Origin of the sequence: Nocardia brasiliensis NBRC 14402 (assembly GCF_000308475.2) — a bacterium.
GTDB classification, from domain to species: domain Bacteria; phylum Actinomycetota; class Actinomycetes; order Mycobacteriales; family Mycobacteriaceae; genus Nocardia; species Nocardia brasiliensis.
On sequence record NZ_BAFT02000004.1, the window covers coordinates 47,141 to 67,613 of the forward strand.

Sequence of the window (20,473 nt, forward strand, 5' to 3'; positions counted from 1 at the left end):
GAAAACCAGAACATGGTCGCGCTGGCGACCATGGGCACCGATGACGATCTGATCGACGACGCGCCGATCAGTGTGTTCTCCGTCGTCTATTGCGACGACGCGTATTTCGGGTGACACGATGAGTACCTCAGCTACCGTGGCCTCCCCCGAGGCCGATCTTCGGCGCTACCGGGTCGCGCAGGCGGCCTCGACCTTCGGCAGCACCCTCACCGGCACCGCGGTCTCCGTGGTCGCGGTCGTCGGTTTGGGCGCGGGGCCGCACCCGGTTTCGCTCATCGTGACCAGCGCGATGATCCCGCCGCTGGTGCTCGGCCCGGCGGCCGGGGTGCTCCTCGACCGGGTGCGCCGACCACGCCGGCTGCTCATCGCGGCCGACCTGGTCGCCGCGGCGGCGGTGCTGTGCTGTGCGGCCACGATGGGCGCGGGCGTGCTGACCGTGACCGGGCTGGCCGCGCTGTCGTTCGTCCTCGGCCTGGCCCGGGTGGTGATCGAAGGCTTGTACTTCGCTCACCTGGCGACGCTCGGGATCACCGATCTCGGCCGGGCGCGCGCCGGATTGCAGTCGACGACGATGCTGACCCGATCGATCGGCGCTTCGGTCGCCGGGCCGATGGTCACGACGATCGGTGCGGCGGCGATGTTCGCCGGTGATGCGCTCACCTATCTGTTCAGCGCCTATTGCCTGACCCGACTCGACGCGCCCGACCGGCGGCAGACCGCACCGCGCAGCGGCTTCGGTCGCGAATTCCTCGACGGCGTAACGGCTTTGCGCGGTCACCCGCTGCTGGCAGCATTGGCGATGTACCTGCTGGTGGGTGGGGCCGCGGCGGGCGGCACCGCCGCGTTGCGGGCGGTGTTCCTGCTCGACGAAGTCGCGTTACCCGTTGCGGTGTACGGAATTCCGGCGGTGGTGGCGACACTGTTCGCCGCGGCCGGCGCGCTGCTGGCCCCGCGCCTGCACGCCAAGGCGGTGCCCGCCCGGCAGGTACTCGCGGTCACGGTACTCGGTGGCGCCGTCGGCACCGCCCTGTTGCCGATGGCCACGGGACCGACGGCGATGCTGCTACTCGCCGCCTGCCTAGGGGCGGCCGTACCGATGTTCTTCGGTGCGGTACTCAACATCGCGCTGGTGACGGTGCTGGGCGAGGGTGTCGGCGACGGATACTTCGCCCGGGTCGGCGCGCTGCTGGCCACCGGGACCACGGCGGCGAACCTGCTCGGCGCGCTGCTGGGCGGCGTGCTCGGCGAGCGATTCGGCGCCCGCACCGGGATCTGGGCGTTCGTCGCCGTCGATCTCGTTGCCTCCCTTGTGTTCCTGCTGATCGTCGGCCGCACATCCGCCGCCCGCGGCAGTGGGGCCGATTCGATGGCGAAGGTGGCGTGATGACTGCCGAATACCCCTACATCGCCGCGTCTGATACATGGGATGTGCTGCACGGCAACCGGATTCCCGACCCGTTCCGGCGGCTCGAGGATCTGGCCGACCCGGGCAACCGCGCCTGGGTGACGTCCCAGCGGCAACTGGCCGACAGTTACCTCGACGCGCTGCCCGGCCAGGATCGGTTGCGCGAAGTGTTGCGCGACATCATCGTCGCGGGGCCGACCGCGTCGCCGGTGAAATCCGGCGGCACGCGCCGATTCCGGGTGGGCCGGGCGCATTCCGCGGGACCGTGGCAGTTGGAGGTCGCCGACGGCCCGCAGGGCGAGTGGCGGACGCTGCTCGATGCGGCGGTGCTCGGGAAAGGCGCGATCCTGCGGCGCTGGACGCCCGCACCCGACGGCCGGTTCGTCGCCGTGCAGGCCAGTGTCGGCGGCGCCGAGGACGCGACCCCGCTCGCCCTGGTCGACGCCGCCACCGGCGCGGTACTGCACACCTGCCCGCTGACCCGGTACGCACCGGTGGAGTGGCTGGCCGACGGCAGTGGCTACTTCTATGTGCGACGACACGAGAACGGTTGCGGCAGTGGGGTTTACCGGCATCGGGTGGGTACCGAGCTCGCCGACGACGAACTCCTCGTCGGCGACGAGAATCCCGTCGGCCGCTACCATCTCACCTTCTGGCACGACCGCTGGCTCATCATCACCGGACGGGCGGGCACCAGCCGGACCACCCGCGTCTCGATCGCCGATCTGCGCGAAGGAAATTCGTTGCGTCCGCTCGAACTCGGCGGGCTCTCCTCCGCCGGGGTCGTGCTCGATACGGCGGGCCGTATTCTCGCGATCTCCACCGCCTCTTGCGAATTCGGGCAGCTGCTCGTCGCCGAACCCCTGCCGTCGGGTGGATGGGGCCCGTGGCGGGTACTGGTCCGGGCCGCGGAGCCCGCGGTGCTGGCCGCGTTCGCGCTGGCCCCGGCCGACGGTGCGGACCGGCTCCTGATCCTGCGCACCAGAGACGGCTACGCCGAACTGTCGGTGCACGACGCGGTGCGCGGCGACTGGCTGTTCGACGCCGAATTGCCCGGCGCCGGAACGGTTGCGGGCATCAAATCCACCGACGAACCCGGCGTGCTGGTGCTGAGCTACACCGACTGGATCCGGCCGCTCGGTGCCTGGCGACTGGACCTGCGGTCGGGACAGGTGCGCCCGACCGAGCCCGTGTCACACGAACTGCCCGGCATCACCGTCACCCGCGCGACCTACCGCTCCGCCGACGACACCGAGGTGCCCGTCACGGTGCTCGCACCCGCCGGTCCACCGGTGCCCAGACCCACGATCCTCAGCTGCTACGGCGGCTTCGGCATCACCTTCCGGCCCGGTTATCAACCGGACGGATTGACCTGGGTGCTGGCCGGCGGCGTGATGGCCATCGCCGGGGTGCGCGGCGGCGGCGAACGCGGCCGGCGCTGGCACCGCGACGGGGCCGGCGTGCACAAGCTCAACGCGTTCGCCGACCTGCACGCGGCGGGCGACTGGCTGGTCGAAACGGGGTGGACGCGGCGCGGCGCACTCGCACTGCTCGGCGGCAGCAACGGCGGGCTGATGGCGGTCGGCGCCATGGTGCAGCGGCCCGCGGACTACGCCGCGGTGGTCAGCGCGGGCGCTCCGCTGGACATGGTGCGCTACGAACGCTGGGGACTCGGCCGCGCGTGGCGGGAAGAGTACGGCTCCGCCGACGATCCCGCGGCTCTGCCGGTGCTGCTGCGCTACTCGCCGTACTACAACGTCACCGCGCACACCGGGGAATCACCGCGCCGTTGGCCGCCCGCCCTGTTCACCACCGGTGACAGCGACACCCGCGTGCCGCCGGTGCACTCGTGCAAGATGGTCGCCGCGCTGCAACGCGAGACCGGCGGCCCGGTGCTGCTCGACGTGATCGTCGGCAAGGGCCACGCGGGCGGCGGGCCGTCCTCCGACCGCGCGCTCATCTGCCTGCTCGCCTTCGTCGCCCAGCACACCGGATTGACGCTCGAAGAGTGAGCCGGACGCACCGGCCGTCGTCACGATCCGGGCGACGGCCGGTCCGCTGGGCGGTCGAGGATGATGGCCGAGGCGCGGGCCAGCACTTCGTCCCGGGTGCGGCCGTTGTGGTCGGCGACGAGGAACTGGTTGCCGATGGCCGCGCAGAAAGCGAGCAGGCTGCGGGCCTCGATCTCGTCCGGATCGTCGCAGAAAGTGCCGATCGTGCTGCGCAGCAAGGCCATCCGCCGGTTGTCCACCCGGCGCAGGCGTTCGGCCACCGCCGCATCGCGGCGCGCCCAATCTCGGATCGCCAGGTCGATGGCCAGCAGGCGCTCCCTCGACAGCGTCAATTGCCCGGCCAGCACGATCTTGACGCGCGGATCGTCCTCGTCTTCGACCCGGGCGAGCACGTCGTCGATGCTCTCCCGTTCCCAGGTGTCCAGCATCTCTTCCAGCAGTGCGTTGCGATCGGCGAAATAGCCGTAGAAGCCGCCCTTGGTCACGCCGAGCGCCTTGGCCAGCACCTCGATGCGCACCGCGGCCACGCCGCGCGCGGCCAGCGTCTGCAATCCCTGCTCGATCCACGCCTGGCGTGGCGTACGGGCCACGGCCACCTCGCAACTCCTCACTCGACTGCTCCGCTGTATACGTGACCGTATATCAACGCCGGACTGTGGCAAGGTCGCAAGGATGACGAATCGCTGGGTCGGTGTGACCGTCGATTGCTTGGACGTGGAGACGGTGGCGGAGTTCTGGAGCGCGCTACTGGATCGCCCGCGCGGGCCGTCTCGTCCGGGATGGGTGTATCTCGGCGACCGTGACGACCTGCTACCCCGGCTCGTGTTCCAGCCCGTGCGCACGCCGAAGCGGGAGAAGGTCCGGTTGCACCTCGACGTCGCGGTCGACGATATCGAGCGGGGCATCGCCCAGGTCGTCGCGCTCGGCGGCCGCGAAACCGGCGAGCGGCACGAATACGACCAAGGGGTGGTGGTCGTCCTCGCCGATCCCGAGGACCACGAGTTCTGCTTGGTCCAGTACTACTGAGCCGACGGTCGGCAACCGGTCATCCCACGATCACCGCAGGTTCCGGGCATGGCCGGAACCCGCTGTTACCGTCGGACATGACCTCCGAAGTGATCGCCAAGGCGAATTACCCCGGCGGAGCTGCGGTAGCCAGACGCTCGCCCGCGGATCGCGTGCGCGGTGTGACCGAGCTGCTGCTTTCTGCGTTACCGTCCGCCGCGGTGCTGACCGTACTGCTCTACGGACTCGGCCGCGCGGCCGGCGTCGGCTTCCCCGGCGCGCTCGCCGCCGCGTGGTTCATGGTGTGCGCGGTCTGGAGCGCCGCGCGGTTCCTGGTCCCCGATCGGCGCTGGCTACTGCGGATCTTCGGGCTGCGACCACCTACCGACGAGGAACAACTCCGGCTGACACCCGCCTGGGAGAACGCCGCGCACAAAGTAGGTGTGCCCGCCGCGGCCTACACGCTGTGGGTCAAGGACGCGGACCGGCAGTTCCTGGTGCCGGACCGGATCATCACCGTGCCACCCGAATCCCTGCAACGGCTCCAGCCCGCGGAACTCGAGGCCGTGCTCGTGCATCAGCTCGCGCAACGCGTGCAGGGGCGATTGACGTTCTGGCAACTGATCTTTCGGCACTACAACCTGCCTGTCGTCTGGTTCGAGCGGGCGTTGACGTCCGGCGTCGGCCTCAGCGCGATCGGCGAGGCGATCGCCCAACCGATGCCCGCGCGCGGCGCCCGCGTCTTCTCCGTCGGCTGGACGGTGTTCAGCCGCGTCCTCGTCGCCTGTCCTGCCGTCGCGGCGGCCACCGTGATCGTCGGCCTCGCACCGGCATTGCTGCTGCGCCTGCTGCCCGAGGTGGCGGCGCTCGCGTCGCGGCCGATCGCCGACCGCATCGAATACCGGACCGACCAGATCACCGTCGATCTGGGCTACGGCCCGGAACTCGGCGGCATTCTGCAGTACCAGCACGTACCCGAACCGGCCCAGACCCTCCCCGTTCTCCTTTCGGTTTCCCAGTTCTCACTGCGCACGCCGCCGGCCAAACGAATCGGCCGCATCCGCGATCGACTCGACGAACTGGCGCGACGCTGGAATCCCCTCGTGCCCCGTCCCTGAGTCGGCTGGTGCCGCCACCAGCACGACGAGCACCACCAACACTGCGCCGAGCACCGCCGGTTGATCTTGTCCGATCCGGAAAGGCCCGGCCCCGGCCCCTTTTGCGGACTCTGTCGGCTGAGTGAACGACTGTTGGGGCCGGGGCGGGGGCACGAGAATCGGGGGACGGCCGGGCGCCGGCAGGTCGAGGGAAGGTGGGGCTGTGCAGCTCACTCGAGGGCAGAACATGCCGCTGCCGACGACCGCTTTCACGGTTCGACTGCGGGTGGATCGAGGGGAGGTTCCGATCGATGTGCACGCCGTCGTGTTCCCGGAGGATGCCGGCGCTGCGGCGGACGTGCTGTCCGCCGGGGCCGAGATTTCGGGAATCCGCTTGTCGGGCAGCGATATCGAGTTCGACCTCGCCGAGCTGGACGACGTCCAGCGCGTAGTGGTGCTCCTCAGCGACCGCGACACCGTGCCGCCGGTGGAACTCGTCGCGGTCGGCCGCTCGGGTCAGCCGCTGGCCGAGTTCTCGATGCCCGCGACCACCGGAGACCGGGCGACGATCGCCTGCGAAATCTACCTTAGGCAGCAGCGGTGGCGGATCCGCGCCGTCGGCCAGGGCTATCGGGGTGGGATAGCCGCAGCCGCAGCCGATTTGGGGTTCATCGCTGACACCACCGACCCGGGCGGCCCTATGCATACCCCGTCCACCGACACCCTGCCCGACCTGCGACACACGGTGGACGAACTGCAACGCACCACGGCCGCCCGCCCAGAACTGCTGCCCGACTTGGCCGCCGCGCTGATCGAACTCACCAGGCGACTCGACGCCGATGACGAAACCGTCGAAGCCGCCTTGACTTCCGAACGTGCCGTGGCGGTACTGGCGAAGCTGGCCGCCGACCAACCGGGCGAGTTCGAGGGCTCGTGGGCGATCGAACTGTGCAATCTGGGCGTCTATCTCTTCGAACTCGACCGCTTCGACGCCGCGCTCGAACACACCCGCCACTCGGCCGAGATCCTGGAGCGCCTCGCCGCCACGGACCCGGACCGCTATCTCGCTCCGCTCGCGACCGCACTGTCGAACCTCTCGTATCGGCTCGTCGACGTCGGCCGCGAGACCGAGGCGCTGGCGCCGGTCCAGCGCAGCGCGCAACTGCGCGAGCACCTGGCAACGCGGGATCCCGACATCCATCTGCAGGATCTCGTGGTGACCATGGTGTCGTTGCGCGGCCTGCTGGCGCGGATCGGGCACATCGAGCAAGCGATCGAGATCGCCTACCGGACAGCGCAACTCACCGAACAGCTCGGTGACGGGCAGGTCGGCTCCCGGGTCGCTCACCTCAACGCGCTCGACCAGCTGGTCACGGTGTTGGTCAGATTGGCCCGTCCCGAGGACGCCATCGAACCGGCGCGCAGCTGGGTCGCCGTCGCCGCACAGCTCGCCGCCGACAACCCCGTATTCCGCTCCGCCCACGCGAAGGCACTCGATCAACTGGCCGCGGCGCTCGACCTGTCCGGTCTGCTCGCGGAATCGGTGCTGGAGAATCAGCGCAGTGTCGCCCGCTACGCACAGCTGGCCGCTGAGGAGCCGCAACGCTACCGCGCCGAGTACGCCTTGGCGTCGATGCGCTTGGGGTTGCGGCTGGAGGAGAACGGCGATCCCGACACCGCACTGGCACCGGCCCGGCGTGCGGTCGAAGTATTCGAAAGTCTTGCCGCCGAAGATCCTTCGACCTATCGCCACCAATTCGCTTTGGCACTGCACAATCTCATCGCGCCGCTCGACAGCAGCGGGCGGGCCGACGAAGCGTTGCGCGCCGCCCGCCAGGTCGTGCAGATCCGGGACGAGCTCGCCAGAGCGAACCCGACCGGCATTGTCGACCTGAGCTATTCGCTGAACAACCTCGCCATTCTGCTGGGCGCGGTGGACAACACCGAGGCGATCGCCTGCGCACAGCGCGCCGTAGCACTGCTCGAACGATCGCCCGGCACCGACGACAACCAGCTCGACATCATGGCCAGAGCGTTGGAGACGCTCGCGAATCGTCTCGACCACAGCGGATTTCACGCCGAAGCAGTCGGCCCCGCCCAGCGCTCGGTGGCTTGTTTCGAAAAGCTGGCCGCGGCTCGGCCGGGCCCGTCCGGCGACCTGGCCCGCGCCTTGACGAACTTCAGCAACAAGCTGTCCGCCAACGACATGCACAGCGAGGCCCTGGCCGCGGCACAGCGCGCCACCGCGCTGCTCGAGCAACTGGCCGCCGTCCAACCAGCCGCCTACACCCAATCCCTCGGCTTCGCATTGCACACCCTCGGCGCCCGGCTGGCCGTACTCGGCCGTCTCACCGAAGCTTTGGACCCGGCTCAGCGCGCCGTCGCCATCTTCGAACGACTGGCCGCCGCCCACCCCTCCGTCCACGCCGACCACCTCGCCACCACCCTCGACAACCTCGCCCGCATGCACCGGAACCTGGGACACCACGACGAAGCCGCCGAGTCCGCGCACCGCGCCGAGTCCGCCCGTCGCCCACGATGACGTCCCTCGGCGACTACGTTGCCGATATGACCAGTAAGTTCACCGAGCTCGCGATCGACTGTGCCGATCCCGCCACCCTCGCCCAATTCTGGTGTGCGGTACTCGGATACGAGGTGCAAGATACCGACGACGAAGAAGGACTCGTCACGATCGGCTCCTCCGCGGTACCCGAGGGCAAGCACCGCCCCGGTCCGGTACCACCGCTGCTGACGTTCGTGCGCGTGCCGGAGGGCAAAACCGTCAAGAACCGGCTCCACCTCGACGTCAATCCCGTCGACCGCGAGCAAGCCGAAGAAGTCGACCGTCTCCTCGAACTCGGCGCCCGCCCCGCGGACGTCGGCCAAGGCGAGGTGAGTTGGGTCGTCCTCACCGACCCGGAAGGCAATGAATTCTGCGTCCTGGCTAGCCGGTGCCCAGATGGGCCGTGAGTATCCGAGCGATGGCGATGGGCTGTTCCGCGCTGTCGGTGTCCATAGCCGGCTTACTCATGAAGTCTGTTTGCGCGGTCGGCCACCGTGGCCTGGGCGGCGGGCATTCCATTCGTCGATGGTCTGCGGAAGCCAGCCGCGGGTGGTGCCACGGGGTACGGTGCCGTCGGCGTTCAGCGGGCCGATGATCGCGTCGGGCTCGGGTAGTTTGTAGTTGCTGAGTGCGCCCTGCTGTACGCCCAGTCGTTCGGCGACTTGGCCGCGGCTGAGAAATATCGCCTTATTACGTTCGGACATAACAGTTTTGGCTCCCGGGTGAAACACACGTGATGACGTTGCCGGTGCACGTCCGGCGTGAATCCGCTCCCCTTCCCAACCGTCAACCTAGTTCAGGCCGAATCATGTTGCAAGCCTCGGTATCTCGGAAATCACCGTGGTCCACTCCTGTGCCCGTAGCCGAGCAGCGACTCACTACCGGACCTGTGGTGCACGCCAAATCTCTTGACGGTTAGGCGTTCCCGTTCACGACCGCGATCCAGCGTGCTGTTCGTAGTAGCCCGGTAGGTTGGGCATATGGCTGAGATCACCGCACAGCAGTGCGTCGACCTCCTGTTCGAGACGACAGGGCGGCGGATCGGACCAGGCACCTTCCGCTCGTACGCACACCGGGGTTACGCCCCCGCCCCGGCGCGGCACATCGGCCGGACTCCGGTGTGGGACGAGACGGAGATCGTGGCATGGATAGCGGAGCGACCCGGGCAGGGCACCCGCACCGACCTCAGCAACTGACGCGGGCTCAGCCTCGCTCACCACGGCGGGTGGTATTGCGCCGCGGCTTTGGTCACCGACGGACTCGCCGACAATCCGGAATTGGCAGCGTCTTTGCTGGCGCGCGCGGGCAGGGCAGGCCTTGCGGCAGAGCACCGCGCAATGAGCGGCACGTCGTGGTGAACCGCCCCGTCAGGGCTGCTCGGGATCGACTCTGCGCGGCTTGGCCACGCGCCGGATCCCCGCGGCCGGGGCGTCGGCGGCCCGTTTTCGTCGTAGGGCGGCGAGATCGACGACGCTCGCGTCCTGCTCGCCCACGCCGTCCTCGGCGGGGTCGGCGTCGACCGGCCATTCGCCGGTTTCACGCTGCAGTTCCGATCGCATGACGGGTCTGGTCGGGGCGGGGTCGAAGACCGTGCCCGGCGCCTGCCAGGGTTTGCGCGGGGGTGCACCCGCGTCGTGTTTCATGCGTCGCGGGCGGTGTGGCAGCCGGATCAGCTTCGATTCGCCATCGCTCGCATCAGGCTGATCGGTCTCGGCCGCCCGTAGGCCTTCCAGTTTCCTGCGTACCCGTTCCACTGCATCGAGCCTGTCTTCGCCGGGCCCCGGCGGGGATCCCCGCTCCGGCTCGTCCCGGTCCGACATCGTCCTAGCAGCCCGTGGGTGCGACGACACCCGTCGGCACCGCGGATCGAGCTCTGAAGATCTTCCTGATTGCGTCACTCACGCCCGTATTCTCTCTCAGGACGTCCGGGCGTGTCGCGTCCCCTCGGGTTCCGGACGCGATCGTGGGTACCGCAGCGAAGACCTCCCGTGCTTTCCGGGCACCCCACAAGGTCTTGTGACGGAGACCACGGCGCAGGTTGCGGGATATTTGCTAACACCGCCCCGCGTGGTTAGCGATGGTCTCCAAGTAATCGCTGATCACATCCGTGAAGTATCGTCAGGAGGAATTATGAAGAAGACCTTCGCCGCCCTTACCCTCGCCACCGCGGCCGCATTCACCCTGGCCCCGGCCACCGCGAACGCTTCGCCGGGCAGCGGCCCGGGCTGGGACCGTCCGATCCCGCCCGCGAGCCCCGCCTGCCTGGCCATCCGGCCCACCCTGGACGGTTTCGCAGCCTCGATCTACGACAACGCGGTCCTGCACAACATCGTCATCCCGCCGATCAACCTGGTGCTGCGCGCCGTATGCCAGGACCGCTGACCCGGTCCATTCGAAACCCCTGGCCGCGTAGGCCGGTTCGCTCCGTCCGGCGACCGGTCTACTGGTCTGGAAGTGCACACGCGGCCGGCGCGTGCTGGAATCAGCAGCCCGCCCGGTCCAAGTCCAAGCCGAGTTCGCCGCGCCTGGTGATCGAAACGCGCCGGAGGGGGTATTGCGAGTCGACCTACTAGAGGAGGTTGCTCATGCATCGCGCGAACGAGGTCGACGACAACGAGACGGACGAGCCGAAGGGCGGCCGGCCGGGTCCCACTGATCAGGGGCGTGACGGGGGGATGGCGACGCGGGAGATCGCACCCGAGTTGACCGAAACCGAAGGGGCACAGGAACCCCCGGACTGAGCGAGCGCGGGCCGGGCACGACCGGATCCGTCTCGCGGCATCGCGTCGATCCGGGCTGACCTGGATCGATATCGGGGGGTTCCCGGATCCCGCGACCGGTCGTGGCTACCTACGCTGAAACTTCATCTCGACTTTCGGAAGGGCGGGGCCGAAAATCATGTCCGAGCAGATCATCGACAGTTCCCGAGCGCTGCGCGGCACGGCAGCGGGCGTGCTCGCCGTACTGGGCAGTATCTGCGCGATCGCCGCCGGAATGATCCAGTGGCGGCAGGACATTCCGCGTGGCGATGCCCTCGACGTTCTGGCCTACGTCGAGGGTCGCCCGTGGTTTCTCGCCGCGTACCTGGGCATCATCGGGATGATCTGCTGGGCGGTCGCGTTGTCGACGGCCGGCCGGGCGCTGGCCGATCCCCACGCCCGTGCGCTCGCACGGATGGTCGATCCGATCATGTTCGTCGGTGTCGCGGTGTTCTCGGTCGATTACGCCCACGATGGGGTCACGACCGGCGTGCTGGCCGGGCAGTGGGCCGACGGCGACCGCACGGCGGCGCAGGCGCAGGCCGCTTACCAGGTCGTCGAGGGACTCGTGGGCGGGACCACCATGCTCGCCCATGTCCTGATCGGGTCGGCGCTCACCGGTTACGCGGTCGCTCTGCTGCGCAGCCGCCAATTCTCCCCCACCCTGTGCTGGTTCGGGATCGTGCTCTCGTTCGGCTGGTTCGCCGGTGGGTCGGCGCTGTTCCTGCGCCTGCCGGGAGCCGGCTTCGAGTTCTTGCTCCCGTTCACCAGTGCGGTGACGATCTGGCTCGCAGTGCTCGGAACCATGTTGCTGCGCAACGCATCCAGAGGCGTAAGCCAGTCGGCCGCCTTCAGCGCATTGCCTCCAGTTCGTCGAGGAAACGGTCGGTGGCGGTGGTTTTGGCTCGGGGGGCGGTGAAGTGGGTGCGTACTTGTTGTTCGGTGCGGGTCAGTACGGCGGTGTGCAGGGTGGTGCGGAGTTCACGGGTCAGTTCGGTGCGTAGGCGGGCCAGGCGTGCGTGGCCGGAACTGTGCTGCCGCAACGCTTCCGCTTCGGCGGCTACTCGTGATTCTTCGAGGATGTGAGCGGCGTCGGTGTGCGCGTCGTGTTCGAGATGCCGTGCGGCGATGGCGATTTGCGCCACCGCCGCCTCGTCCGCCTCGGCGGCCGCGACCACCCGGTTCGCTGCGCGCTCGCTGTCCACCAGTTGTGCTCGAACCGTGTTCTGCGCCTTCGCCATCGCGGTGGACAGCGGCGGCACAACCCATCTGACGAGCACCCAGACGATGATCGCGAAACCGAACAGCTGACTCAGGAAAACCGGCCAGTCCCAGACGATGTCGTGCACCTGCGGCTACCTCCTTCCGACCTGTGCCGGGTCGGCGATGACGCGATCGGCGAGCGTCCGTGCGAGCGGTTCGACGCTGTCGTGCAGTTCCGCGCCGATCCGCTCGGCCTCGGCGCGCAACTCGATGGCCGCCTGGACCACCATGGCGTCGGCCTCTTCCTGTGCATCGGCTTTCCGCTGCGCGATCAGCGAACGCCCTTGGATCCGAGCTTGTTTCCGGATCGCGGCGGCCGCGCCTTCGGCCTCGGCGAGCGCTGACCGATAGCGCTGATCTACCTCGGCGCGCAGCGCGGCGGCCGCCCGCTCGTCCGCTTCGGTCTCGGCGACCCGCGCCTCGCGTTCTTCCAGTGCGCGATTGATCGGCGGTACCACGAAGCGCCAGATGACGCCGAGCACGGTCACGAAGATGAGCAACTCGGCGAAGAAGGTGCCGTTGGGGAGCAGGAAGTTCTCTCCGGCAGTGTTTTTCGTCGACATGTCGCGCCTACTTGCCCGGTGTCGCGAAGACGAGCAGCGCCATGAAGGTGAGATTGATGAAGTACACGGCGTCGATCAGGCTGACCGTCATCAGGTAGTTGCCGCGCAACCGGCCTTCGGCCTCCGGCTGCCGGGCCACGCCGCCGATCAGCGACGAACCCACCATGCCGTTGCCGACACCGGCGCCGATGGCGCCGCCGAGCATGATCAGTCCGCCGCCGATGAGCGCCGCCGACTGGATGATCGCCGCGTTGGTGATGTCTGCCATTTTCTTGTTCCCTTCTTCGTGGTCAGTGGTTTTCGTGCTCGCGCGACATCGACTCGGCGAAATAGAGGATGGTCAGCAGCGAGAAGATGAAGGCCTGGATGAGCCCGACGAACAGGTCGAACAGCTTCCAGGCCGCGTTCGGGGCCCAGCTGATCCAGGCGGGCAGCAGCGTGATGACGGACAGCATCACCCCACCGGCGAAGATGTTCCCGAACAGTCGCAGCGACAGGGACAGCGGTTTCGCGATTTCCTCGATGATGTTGATGAGCACCATCCCCCATCCCGCGTGCCCCTTCAGCGTTTGCTTCAGATGCCCGAGCGGGCCGCGCCGGGCGATGCCCGCGGCCTGGTAACCGAAGAAGACGAATACCGCGAGCGCGTAGACGAAGTTGACGTCCGCCGCCGGCGGATGGATCAGTTCACCCGAGCCGTACCGCACCGGCAGCACCGCCAACCAGTTCGACAGCAGGATGAAGATGAACAGGGTGACGGTGAGCGGTAGCACGAACGGCGCGACCCGCATCCCGATCGCACTCTCCACCTGATTGCGCAATTGCACGGTGACGGTCTCGAAGAACAGTTGCACCCCGTTGGGCACGCCCGAGGTCACCGTGGCCCGCAGATAGAACGCGAGCCCGAGCACCACCACCGCCGCCACGCCGGTCGACACGATGGTGTCGACGTTGAACTCCAGTCCGAGCAGCCGGACCGTCTGGTGCTCGCCGACCTTGATCGTCGTCATGTCTGCCCCTGCAAAGCTGGTCGCCGGACCCGGAACAGCCGGGCGGCGTGGAATACCGCGAGGCCGAAGAACACGCCCACGCCGGGCGCCCCGGCCAGGAATGCGATTGCGATCGAAACCACGGTCAGCACAAGCAATCTCGTCATCGACAGCAAGACCAGCCGCCCGCTCGTCACGTCGTCGTCCACGATGCGGGTGAGCGCCCGCCGCGTCCACATGGCATTTCCCCACCCGAGCGCGAGTCCCGCGCAGAAGTACATCGCTGTTGTCATCATCACCGGAGCCTCCCCTTTGAGGTCGTTCTACGACGTAGCATAGTTGCTACATCTCGTCGTGACAACGCTATTGACATGGGGCAGCACGATGCGATGAGATAGAGAGATGCGCGCGGCTCGACCGCGCGCCGACGGCGGCTACTCGCCCGAGGTCAGGGGTGTTCCCGGCGCGGCGCCTCGATGCGCACCAGTCCGGACTGGAAAGCGATGACGACGAGTTGGGCTCGGTTCTGTACGTCGAGCTTCGACATCGCTCGTTGCACGTGGGTGCGGATGGTGAGCGGGCTGACGTACATCTTTTCGGCGATGGCTTCGTTGGACAGTCCCGAGGCGACCAGCACGACCACTTCGCGTTCGCGGGCGGTGAGGATTTCGACGGGATCGCCTGCGCTGATGCGGTTTTCCGGTAGGGCGAGATAGCGGGCGATCAGGGTTCGGGTCGCGGTGGGTGAGAGCAGGGCATCGCCGGCGGCGACGGATCGGATGCCGCCCAGCAGTTCTTCGGGGCCGACGTCTTTGCCGAGGAATCCGCTGGCGCCCGCGCGAAGCGCCTGTGCCACATACTCGTCGAGCTCGAAGGTGGTCAGGATCAGCACCCTGGTCCGGCGCAGCGCGGGATCGTCGCAGATCTCCTCGGTCGCGGCCAGGCCGTCGACACCGGGCATGCGGATGTCCATGACCACCACGTCCGGCTGGGTCGAGCGAGCCAGATCGATTGCCTCGCTGCCGTTTCCGGCGATTCCGACGACCTCCATATCGGGGGCCGAATCGATCAGGAGCCGGAAGGTGCCCGTGAGCAGCGCTTGGTCGTCGGCCAGGAGAACCCGGATGGTCATGCTGTCTTGTCCTCGAGGTCAAGGTGTTCCGAGTGCGCGAGCGGCAGTTCGGTGGTGACTTCGAATCCGCCGTCGGGGCGATGTCCGGCGTGCAGATTGCCGCCGACCGAGATGGCTCGTTCGTTCATACCGATCAGGCCGAAACTCTGACCGTCCGGCGCGGGCGGGCGCGAATCCCGGCCCCCGTCGTCGCTGACGCTGATGGTCAGCAGCAGCCGTGAGTAGACGAGGCGGACCGTGGCCGACGCGCCGGCACCCGCGTGCTTGGTGACGTTGGTGAGTGCTTCCTGGATGATCCGGTAGGCCGTCAGGTCGGTGCCGGGCGACAGCGGACGCGGCACCCCGCTGATCGACAGCGACGGCGTCAGTCCGGTCCGTTCGAACGAGGCCAGCAGTTCGCCCAGTTGCGCGAGGCCGGGCGCAGGCGCCAGGGGGACGTCTGCGTCGCTTTCCCGGAGCAGTCCCACGCTCGCTTTCAGCTCGCGTAACGCCGCGGACGTGGTGCCGGACAGCTGGTCGAGCATCTCTTGCACCTGATCCGGCTGAATTCGCAAAAGGTATGCGGCAGTGGAGGCTTGGGCGTGCGCGAGCGCCATGTGGTGGGCCACCACATCGTGCAGTTCGCGCGCGATCCGCAGCCGCTCCGCGCTGACCCGCAGCCGCGCTTCCTCTTCGCGGGTTCGTTCGGCCAGCTCCGCGCGCGCATGCAGCGCGGCGAGGTAGTCACGCCGATTACGGCCCGCTTCGCCGAACGCGGACGCCACCAGCAGGCCGGCGATCAAGGTGATGCGGTCCCCGGTCAACAGCGGCGTGAACGAGGTGATCAACGAGGTGATCAGTAGGGCGAGCCCAGCCGACACCTGCGCGGCTTTGGCGTAACACGTTCGAGGCCAATACATTTCGATCGAATACATCGCGACGAAGGCGGCGCCCGCGCTGACGATCGACATTTCGAAACCCAGCACGCCGATCGTGATCGCGCAGCCGGTGGTGAGCAGCAGCACGCCGCGCGGGAACCGCCGCCGCCACAGCAGTGCCAGCGAGGCGACCGCCGACAACGCGAACACGGCGGGCGATGCGGGCCGGACCACCATCGGCCCGTGCCCGTCGAGGCCCCCGGCGACCCGGCTGGCGTAGGTGGCCAACGCGCACAGCAGGACCGCGATGATCACGTCGATGGCGTGCCGGTGTCGGCGCGGCCATTGCGACCAAGCGGCGGTCATGCCTGCACCTCCTTGTCCCTGCACATTAACCGGCTGGTCAGGAACGTGCCGCCCGGCCGCCCCGATGGACGGCCGGACGGCGCGTGCCCGCTCAAACGCGAGCGGATTCCAGTTCGCGATCCGGTTCGACGGGCTGGATGTGTTTCAGCGCCTCCCCCTCGACGTCCACATTCGGCAGGATCCTCGCCAGCCACCGGGGCAGCCACCATGCCTTGTCGCCGAGCAGCGCGAGGACCGCCGGGACGAGGGTCATCCGGACGACGAACGCGTCGAAGAACACCGCCGACGCGAGCCCCAGCCCCATCATCTTGATCATCGGTTCGCCGCCGCCGATGAATCCGGCGAACACCGCGATCATGATGGCCGCCGCGGCGGCGACTACCCGCGCGCTGTGCCGGAACCCGGTGACGATGGCGTCGTGTGCGCTCTCGCCGTGCGCGAACGCCTCCCGCATCCGGGTGACCAGGAAGACCTCGTAGTCCATCGCGAGCCCGAACACCACGCCGATCAGGAAGATCGGCATCATGCTCATCACCGGCCCGGTCTGCTCGACGCCGAGCAGGTTCGCCAGCCAGCCCCACTGGAACACCGCGACGATCACGCCGAAAGCCGCGCCCACCGAGAGCAGGAAGCCCAGCGCCGCTTTGATCGGCACCGCGATCGAGCGGAACACGACCATCAGCAGCAGCACGGCCAGCCCGACCACGATGGCCAGGTACGGCAGCAGCGCGTCCGCCAACTTCTGCGACACGTCGATATTCATCGCGGTCGCACCGGTGACCAGCATGGTCGCCCCCGTCGCCGTCCGCAGTTCGCCTGCTGCGTCGCGCACCGCGTGGACCAGGTCTTTGGTCTCGGTGGTGGACGGACCGGTGGCGGGCACCACGGTGAGCACCGCGGCGTCCCCGGCCTGGTTGAACGAGGCGGGCGTGACCGACACCACGCCCTTCGTCGCGGTCAGCGTCTTCGTCGCCTGTTCTACCGCGGCCTTCGGGTCGGCGACACCCGCGACATCGATCGCGACGGTGAGCGGCCCGTTGAAACCGGGACCGAAGCCGGCCGCGAGCGCGTCGTAGGCGCGCCGCTGGGTTGTCGAGGTGGGTTGCGCTTCGTCGCCCGGCAACCCGAGTTCGAGGCTGCGCACCGGTAAGGCCAAGGCCCCCATACCGATCAGGCCGATCAGCAACACCAGCACCGGCCTGCGGACGATGACCTGAGCCCACCGCGTCCCCATCGTGGGTTTCGCAGTCGGCCGGGCCGCGTCATCCGCGGGCCGGCCGGCGACGGTGTTCTTGCGGAAAGCCCTCGGCATGACCGCCTGCTGGAAGAACCCGAGCAGCGCGGGCAACAGCGTCAAGGCGATCACCACGGCGACGGCCACCGTGCCCGCGGCTGCCAGGCCCATCGTGGTGAGCGCGGGAATCCCGACCACGGCGAGCCCGGCCAGCGCGATGACCACGGTGAGCCCGGCGAAAACCACCGCGGAACCCGCGGTTCCGACGGCACGGCCCGCCGCTTCCACGGCGCGGTAACCCGCCGCGCGCTCGCTCCGATACCGCGAGACGATGAACAGCGCGTAGTCGATGCCGACCGCGAGCCCGAGCATCATCGCCAGGGTGGTGGTCGTGGTGGACAGCCCGATCGCGACGATGGCGGCGATGCCCACACCGATCCCGATCAGGGCGGTGAGCAGGGGCAGTCCGGCGGCCGCGAACGCGCCGAAGGTGATCAGCAGAACCACGGCCGCGATGGCGATTCCGATGATCTCGGTGGCGCCGCCCATTTCCGGCTCGGCCATCAGCGCGGTCCCGCCGACCTCCACGGTGACGCCCGCGGACTTGCCCGCGTCGATCGCGTCGGTGAGCGCCGTCTTCGTCGCGTCGGTGAGGTTCTGGGTGGTTTCGCCGTAGCTGACCGTCGCATAGGCAGTCGTGCCGTCCTTGCTCACCGCACCGGTCTGGAACGGGTCGAGTACGCCCTTCACCTGGGCGCCGCTCGCGACATCGGACAGGATCTTCTCGACCGCGGCCTTGACCGGTTCGGCGCCGACCTGCTCGCCCGCGGGGGCCACGAAGACGATCCGGGCCTGCGCCCCATCGGATTTGGTGCCCGGGAAACGCGCGCCGAGCAGGTCGAAGGCCTGCTGCGATTCGGTGCCCGGGATCGAGAAGGTGTCCGGGGGCGGCTTCGGTGCGTTGAGCGCCCCGGCCACCACGGCGGCCATCACGCCCAGCCAGAGCAGCACGACCAGCCGCCGTTTCTCGAACGCGAACCGGCCCAGCCGGTAGAGGAATTTCGCCATGCCGCCATGCTCGTAGGACGGTTCCGTAGTCCGCGTCGTGCGGAAGGAGGCTGTTGCGACTACTGCATTCGCAGTACGTTCTCACTGATGAACACGGCACCGGGCGGTTGCGAGCGGCGAGGCACTAGATACGGTGATGTCCGGTCAGTATTCGTGCGATGAGGGAAGATCACATGGTGTCGGTGGATCCCAATGCGGCTGTTCCCGTTCATGTTCCAGAACCTGGCTGGAAGCTGCTGTGGAAGACGCTCTTCGGGATGGTCGCGACGTTCGCGTTCGCGCTACCTGTGTTGATGGTGGCCGTACGCCTGATCGACGGCGGCGGCCCGTGGTGGCTGACCGGACATCACCTGGCCACGGCGCAGTGGTACGAGGCGGTCCGCAACACCGTGGCGGTCGTGGCGCTGACCGTGGCAGGCGGGGCCGCCTATCTGGCCATTCGGCGGCAGCGCACCGCGGACTCGACGCAGCACACCGCCGCCCACGCCGTCGCGCTCCTCGCGGAAGCGAACAGACTCGCCACGGCGGCGCAGGAGATCGCCGCGAAGGCGCAGCAGACCTCGGCCGACGCACTGGTCGTCAGCAACAAGCAGTACGAATTGGCTGCCGCGCAACACGACGCGGCCGCGATCCGCGATCTGCGCACCCGGTTCACCACCACCTCGGGACAACTCGCCCACGCCTCGCCGGCCGTCCGGATGGCGGGCGTGTACGCGATGGCGGCGCTGGCCGACGACTGGCACGCCCGCGGCAACCACGCCGAAGTGCAGGTGTGCGTCGACGTGCTCTGCGGGTATCTGCGGCTGCCCTACACGCCCGATCCCGACTGCGAACGCAGCCAGAACGGTCTCGAGGTGCGCAAGACCATCGTGCGGGTCATCGCCGCGCACCTGGTGCCCGCCGCCGAGCATTCGTGGTCGGACCGCGACTTCGATCTGACCGGGGCCTACCTGGCCGACGCCGATTTCAGCTCGTCGCAGTTCCGTGGCCGCAACACCTTCAACGACACGGTTTTCGCCGGAAAGTACGCGTCGTTCAACGGCGCGCGGTTCTTCGACAAGACCTGGTTCGAGGGCGTGACCTTCGCCGGGCCCGCCGACTTCGGCGGCGCGCGGTTCGACGAGGAGGTCTCCTACCGCAATGCCACCTTCGCCGGGCTGACCCGTTTCTCCGAAACCGAGTTCGCCGGGTCCAACACCTGGTTCGACGGCGCGACACTGGACGGCGCAACGAGTTTCGCGGACGCGATCTTCGGCGGTGAAGGGGTCTCCTTCCACAAGACGAAGTTCCAGAAGCACACCTCGTTCATCGGCGCCGCGTTCAACGGCTGGCACACCAGTTTCGACGCGGCCGTGTTCACCGGGCCCACCATCTCCTTCGAGCGCCCCGCCGCGTGGCGGATGTTGACCTTCGACTGGGATCACGTCCCGGGCGCCCAGCCCCCAACGTGTTGCCGAACAAATGGCCGCCGGTGGTGCAACCGACCGCCTGACAGACTGAACATCACCACGAGAGGTTCAGCCGCTCTCGACACCGAGGTGGCGAACGCCCACCCCTGCGTGTCGGCCGACCACTCCTGGGGTTCGTGGCTCAGCCCGCTCCCGCTGCGTTGAATTGCCTCTACAGGCACACACCCGGCAATCTCCAGGAGCACCCGTTGGCTACCCCATCCACCACCAAGAAACTCGCGACGACAACTCTGCTCGTCGCCGGACTCGCCGCCCTCACCACCCTCGTCGCACCCACCGCGAACGCGTCCAACGGCGTCGAGGGAAGTATCAGCAGTCCCGCTGCGGGCACGGTCACACTCGGGTGGCGGGTCTATATTCCCGCGGGCAGCACCGCGACCTGCGACATGGTCGTCGAGAACAGCGTCAACACCGCTGGGACGTATCGAGAATTCGACTATTCCGCGATCGGCGGCTCGGCCAATCATCAAGGCCGTTGGGTCAGTGACTCGTTCCAGACCTCGGCGCCCGCTGGTAGCACGGCGTACGGCGATGTCTACTGCACTTTCCTGAGTCCAAGCGGTCAAGCCACCACCGGTCAATGGCAAGGCAGCACAGCGGTCAAGATCGTGACCAAGGGCGGTACCCCGACTATCCCGCCGAGCGGCGGGGTGGGCTGAACATTTCCGGCCCGGCGGGCGGATTCCGAGGA

At 68.2% G+C, this 20,473-nt stretch carries 23 protein-coding genes; 12 read left to right on the forward strand and 11 right to left on the reverse strand.

What is annotated here, in order from left to right; all coding sequences use genetic code 11:
• The first annotated feature begins 118 nt into the window (after positions 1 to 118).
• On the forward strand, positions 119 to 1,384 hold the full coding sequence (locus TY25_RS00740) for an MFS transporter (RefSeq protein WP_042253311.1): 1,266 nt from the start codon (positions 119 to 121) through the stop codon (positions 1,382 to 1,384).
• Positions 1,384 to 3,417 carry a prolyl oligopeptidase family serine peptidase gene (locus tag TY25_RS00745; RefSeq protein ID WP_042253312.1) on the forward strand — a complete coding sequence of 678 codons (2,034 nt, stop codon included), beginning with the start codon at positions 1,384 to 1,386 and terminating at the stop codon, positions 3,415 to 3,417. Before TY25_RS00740 ends, TY25_RS00745 begins: the two co-directional genes overlap by 1 nt.
• Before the next feature lie 20 nt (positions 3,418 to 3,437).
• Here the strand turns inward: TY25_RS00745 and TY25_RS00750 are convergent, their stop codons facing one another.
• Positions 3,438 to 4,013 carry a TetR/AcrR family transcriptional regulator gene (locus TY25_RS00750; RefSeq protein ID WP_042253313.1) on the reverse strand — a complete coding sequence of 192 codons (576 nt, stop codon included), beginning with the start codon at positions 4,011 to 4,013 and terminating at the stop codon, positions 3,438 to 3,440.
• Positions 4,014 to 4,089: 76 nt separating this feature from the next.
• Here TY25_RS00750 and TY25_RS00755 point away from each other — a divergent pair, with 76 nt between their 5' ends.
• The 4 genes from TY25_RS00755 (at position 4,090) to TY25_RS00770 (ending at position 8,489) form a co-directional block, all read left to right on the forward strand.
• Complete coding sequence (locus TY25_RS00755; protein WP_042253314.1) at positions 4,090 to 4,443, forward strand: VOC family protein; 354 nt, start codon at positions 4,090 to 4,092, stop codon at positions 4,441 to 4,443.
• A 77-nt stretch (positions 4,444 to 4,520) separates the two neighbouring features.
• Positions 4,521 to 5,540, forward strand: a complete 1,020-nt coding sequence (locus TY25_RS00760) for a hypothetical protein (protein ID WP_042253315.1) — start codon at positions 4,521 to 4,523, stop codon at positions 5,538 to 5,540.
• Positions 5,541 to 5,742: 202 nt separating this feature from the next.
• The gene (locus TY25_RS00765) at positions 5,743 to 8,061 is read left to right on the forward strand and encodes a tetratricopeptide repeat protein (protein WP_146154163.1); all 2,319 of its coding nucleotides are present in this window, start codon (positions 5,743 to 5,745) and stop codon (positions 8,059 to 8,061) included.
• 26 nt (positions 8,062 to 8,087) lie between these two features.
• Positions 8,088 to 8,489 carry a VOC family protein gene (locus TY25_RS00770; RefSeq protein WP_042253361.1) on the forward strand — a complete coding sequence of 134 codons (402 nt, stop codon included), beginning with the start codon at positions 8,088 to 8,090 and terminating at the stop codon, positions 8,487 to 8,489.
• A 57-nt stretch (positions 8,490 to 8,546) separates the two neighbouring features.
• On the opposite strand, the gene TY25_RS00775 is transcribed toward TY25_RS00770, so the two are convergent.
• Positions 8,547 to 8,786: a hypothetical protein gene (locus TY25_RS00775; RefSeq protein WP_042253317.1), complete on the reverse strand. Its 240-nt coding sequence runs from the start codon at positions 8,784 to 8,786 to the stop codon at positions 8,547 to 8,549.
• Positions 8,787 to 9,062: 276 nt separating this feature from the next.
• Between TY25_RS00775 and TY25_RS00780 the strand changes: the two genes are divergently transcribed.
• Positions 9,063 to 9,278, forward strand: coding sequence for a helix-turn-helix transcriptional regulator (locus TY25_RS00780; RefSeq protein WP_042253318.1), 216 nt, complete (start codon positions 9,063 to 9,065; stop codon positions 9,276 to 9,278).
• Between the two features lie 171 nt (positions 9,279 to 9,449).
• On the opposite strand, the gene TY25_RS00785 is transcribed toward TY25_RS00780, so the two are convergent.
• Complete coding sequence (locus TY25_RS00785; protein WP_146154162.1) at positions 9,450 to 9,902, reverse strand: hypothetical protein; 453 nt, start codon at positions 9,900 to 9,902, stop codon at positions 9,450 to 9,452.
• 310 nt (positions 9,903 to 10,212) lie between these two features.
• Between TY25_RS00785 and TY25_RS00790 the strand changes: the two genes are divergently transcribed.
• The 3 genes from TY25_RS00790 (at position 10,213) to TY25_RS00795 (ending at position 11,760) form a co-directional block, all read left to right on the forward strand.
• Positions 10,213 to 10,464 carry a hypothetical protein gene (locus tag TY25_RS00790; protein WP_042253320.1) on the forward strand — a complete coding sequence of 84 codons (252 nt, stop codon included), beginning with the start codon at positions 10,213 to 10,215 and terminating at the stop codon, positions 10,462 to 10,464.
• A gap of 203 nt (positions 10,465 to 10,667) precedes the next feature.
• On the forward strand, positions 10,668 to 10,823 hold the full coding sequence (locus TY25_RS43320; protein WP_169744307.1) for a hypothetical protein: 156 nt from the start codon (positions 10,668 to 10,670) through the stop codon (positions 10,821 to 10,823).
• Between the two features lie 157 nt (positions 10,824 to 10,980).
• Complete coding sequence (locus tag TY25_RS00795) at positions 10,981 to 11,760, forward strand: DUF4386 domain-containing protein (RefSeq protein ID WP_201773613.1); 780 nt, start codon at positions 10,981 to 10,983, stop codon at positions 11,758 to 11,760.
• On the opposite strand, the gene TY25_RS00800 is transcribed toward TY25_RS00795, so the two are convergent.
• From TY25_RS00800 to TY25_RS00835, 8 genes are all read right to left on the reverse strand, one after another.
• Positions 11,693 to 12,190 (reverse strand): F0F1 ATP synthase subunit B family protein, encoded by a 498-nt coding sequence (locus TY25_RS00800; RefSeq protein WP_042253321.1) that lies wholly within the window; start codon positions 12,188 to 12,190, stop codon positions 11,693 to 11,695. The genes TY25_RS00795 and TY25_RS00800 overlap by 68 nt on opposite strands.
• Before the next feature lie 6 nt (positions 12,191 to 12,196).
• The gene (locus tag TY25_RS00805; RefSeq protein WP_042253322.1) at positions 12,197 to 12,667 is read right to left on the reverse strand and encodes a F0F1 ATP synthase subunit B family protein; all 471 of its coding nucleotides are present in this window, start codon (positions 12,665 to 12,667) and stop codon (positions 12,197 to 12,199) included.
• A 7-nt stretch (positions 12,668 to 12,674) separates the two neighbouring features.
• Positions 12,675 to 12,935: an ATP synthase F0 subunit C gene (atpE, locus tag TY25_RS00810; RefSeq protein ID WP_014987510.1), complete on the reverse strand. Its 261-nt coding sequence runs from the start codon at positions 12,933 to 12,935 to the stop codon at positions 12,675 to 12,677.
• A 22-nt stretch (positions 12,936 to 12,957) separates the two neighbouring features.
• Positions 12,958 to 13,677 (reverse strand): F0F1 ATP synthase subunit A, encoded by a 720-nt coding sequence (atpB, locus tag TY25_RS00815; RefSeq protein WP_029895161.1) that lies wholly within the window; start codon positions 13,675 to 13,677, stop codon positions 12,958 to 12,960.
• A complete protein-coding gene (locus TY25_RS00820; RefSeq protein WP_042253323.1) occupies positions 13,674 to 13,952 on the reverse strand; it encodes a hypothetical protein in 279 nt (92 codons plus the stop codon). The genes atpB and TY25_RS00820 overlap by 4 nt, the downstream gene beginning before the upstream one ends.
• A gap of 152 nt (positions 13,953 to 14,104) precedes the next feature.
• On the reverse strand, positions 14,105 to 14,788 hold the full coding sequence (locus tag TY25_RS00825; RefSeq protein ID WP_042253324.1) for a response regulator: 684 nt from the start codon (positions 14,786 to 14,788) through the stop codon (positions 14,105 to 14,107).
• Complete coding sequence (locus TY25_RS00830; RefSeq protein WP_042253325.1) at positions 14,785 to 16,011, reverse strand: sensor histidine kinase; 1,227 nt, start codon at positions 16,009 to 16,011, stop codon at positions 14,785 to 14,787. Before TY25_RS00830 ends, TY25_RS00825 begins: the two co-directional genes overlap by 4 nt.
• A 91-nt stretch (positions 16,012 to 16,102) precedes the next feature.
• Positions 16,103 to 18,313, reverse strand: a complete 2,211-nt coding sequence (locus TY25_RS00835) for an MMPL family transporter (RefSeq protein ID WP_042253326.1) — start codon at positions 18,311 to 18,313, stop codon at positions 16,103 to 16,105.
• A gap of 158 nt (positions 18,314 to 18,471) precedes the next feature.
• Here TY25_RS00835 and TY25_RS40265 point away from each other — a divergent pair, with 158 nt between their 5' ends.
• Together TY25_RS40265 and TY25_RS00845 are read left to right on the forward strand one after the other, a co-directional pair.
• On the forward strand, positions 18,472 to 19,926 hold the full coding sequence (locus TY25_RS40265) for a pentapeptide repeat-containing protein (protein WP_081868601.1): 1,455 nt from the start codon (positions 18,472 to 18,474) through the stop codon (positions 19,924 to 19,926).
• Positions 19,927 to 19,970: 44 nt separating this feature from the next.
• Positions 19,971 to 20,441: a hypothetical protein gene (locus TY25_RS00845; protein WP_146154161.1), complete on the forward strand. Its 471-nt coding sequence runs from the start codon at positions 19,971 to 19,973 to the stop codon at positions 20,439 to 20,441.
• The last annotated feature ends 32 nt before the right edge of the window (positions 20,442 to 20,473 follow it).

Coding starts and splice junctions, on each gene's coding strand:
- TY25_RS00740 (WP_042253311.1), top strand. CDS start 119: ATGAGTACCTCAGCTACCGTGGCCTCCCCCGAGGCCGATCTTCGGCGC.
- TY25_RS00745 (WP_042253312.1), top strand. CDS start 1,384: ATGACTGCCGAATACCCCTACATCGCCGCGTCTGATACATGGGATGTG.
- TY25_RS00755 (WP_042253314.1), top strand. CDS start 4,090: ATGACGAATCGCTGGGTCGGTGTGACCGTCGATTGCTTGGACGTGGAG.
- TY25_RS00760 (WP_042253315.1), top strand. CDS start 4,521: ATGACCTCCGAAGTGATCGCCAAGGCGAATTACCCCGGCGGAGCTGCG.
- TY25_RS00770 (WP_042253361.1), top strand. CDS start 8,088: ATGACCAGTAAGTTCACCGAGCTCGCGATCGACTGTGCCGATCCCGCC.
- TY25_RS00775 (WP_042253317.1), bottom strand. CDS start 8,786: ATGTCCGAACGTAATAAGGCGATATTTCTCAGCCGCGGCCAAGTCGCC.
- TY25_RS00780 (WP_042253318.1), top strand. CDS start 9,063: ATGGCTGAGATCACCGCACAGCAGTGCGTCGACCTCCTGTTCGAGACG.
- TY25_RS00785 (WP_146154162.1), bottom strand. CDS start 9,902: ATGTCGGACCGGGACGAGCCGGAGCGGGGATCCCCGCCGGGGCCCGGC.
- TY25_RS00790 (WP_042253320.1), top strand. CDS start 10,213: ATGAAGAAGACCTTCGCCGCCCTTACCCTCGCCACCGCGGCCGCATTC.
- TY25_RS43320 (WP_169744307.1), top strand. CDS start 10,668: ATGCATCGCGCGAACGAGGTCGACGACAACGAGACGGACGAGCCGAAG.
- TY25_RS00795 (WP_201773613.1), top strand. CDS start 10,981: ATGTCCGAGCAGATCATCGACAGTTCCCGAGCGCTGCGCGGCACGGCA.
- TY25_RS00805 (WP_042253322.1), bottom strand. CDS start 12,667: ATGTCGACGAAAAACACTGCCGGAGAGAACTTCCTGCTCCCCAACGGC.
- atpE (WP_014987510.1), bottom strand. CDS start 12,935: ATGGCAGACATCACCAACGCGGCGATCATCCAGTCGGCGGCGCTCATC.
- atpB (WP_029895161.1), bottom strand. CDS start 13,677: ATGACGACGATCAAGGTCGGCGAGCACCAGACGGTCCGGCTGCTCGGA.
- TY25_RS00820 (WP_042253323.1), bottom strand. CDS start 13,952: ATGATGACAACAGCGATGTACTTCTGCGCGGGACTCGCGCTCGGGTGG.
- TY25_RS00825 (WP_042253324.1), bottom strand. CDS start 14,788: ATGACCATCCGGGTTCTCCTGGCCGACGACCAAGCGCTGCTCACGGGC.
- TY25_RS00830 (WP_042253325.1), bottom strand. CDS start 16,011: ATGACCGCCGCTTGGTCGCAATGGCCGCGCCGACACCGGCACGCCATC.
- TY25_RS00835 (WP_042253326.1), bottom strand. CDS start 18,313: ATGGCGAAATTCCTCTACCGGCTGGGCCGGTTCGCGTTCGAGAAACGG.
- TY25_RS40265 (WP_081868601.1), top strand. CDS start 18,472: ATGAGGGAAGATCACATGGTGTCGGTGGATCCCAATGCGGCTGTTCCC.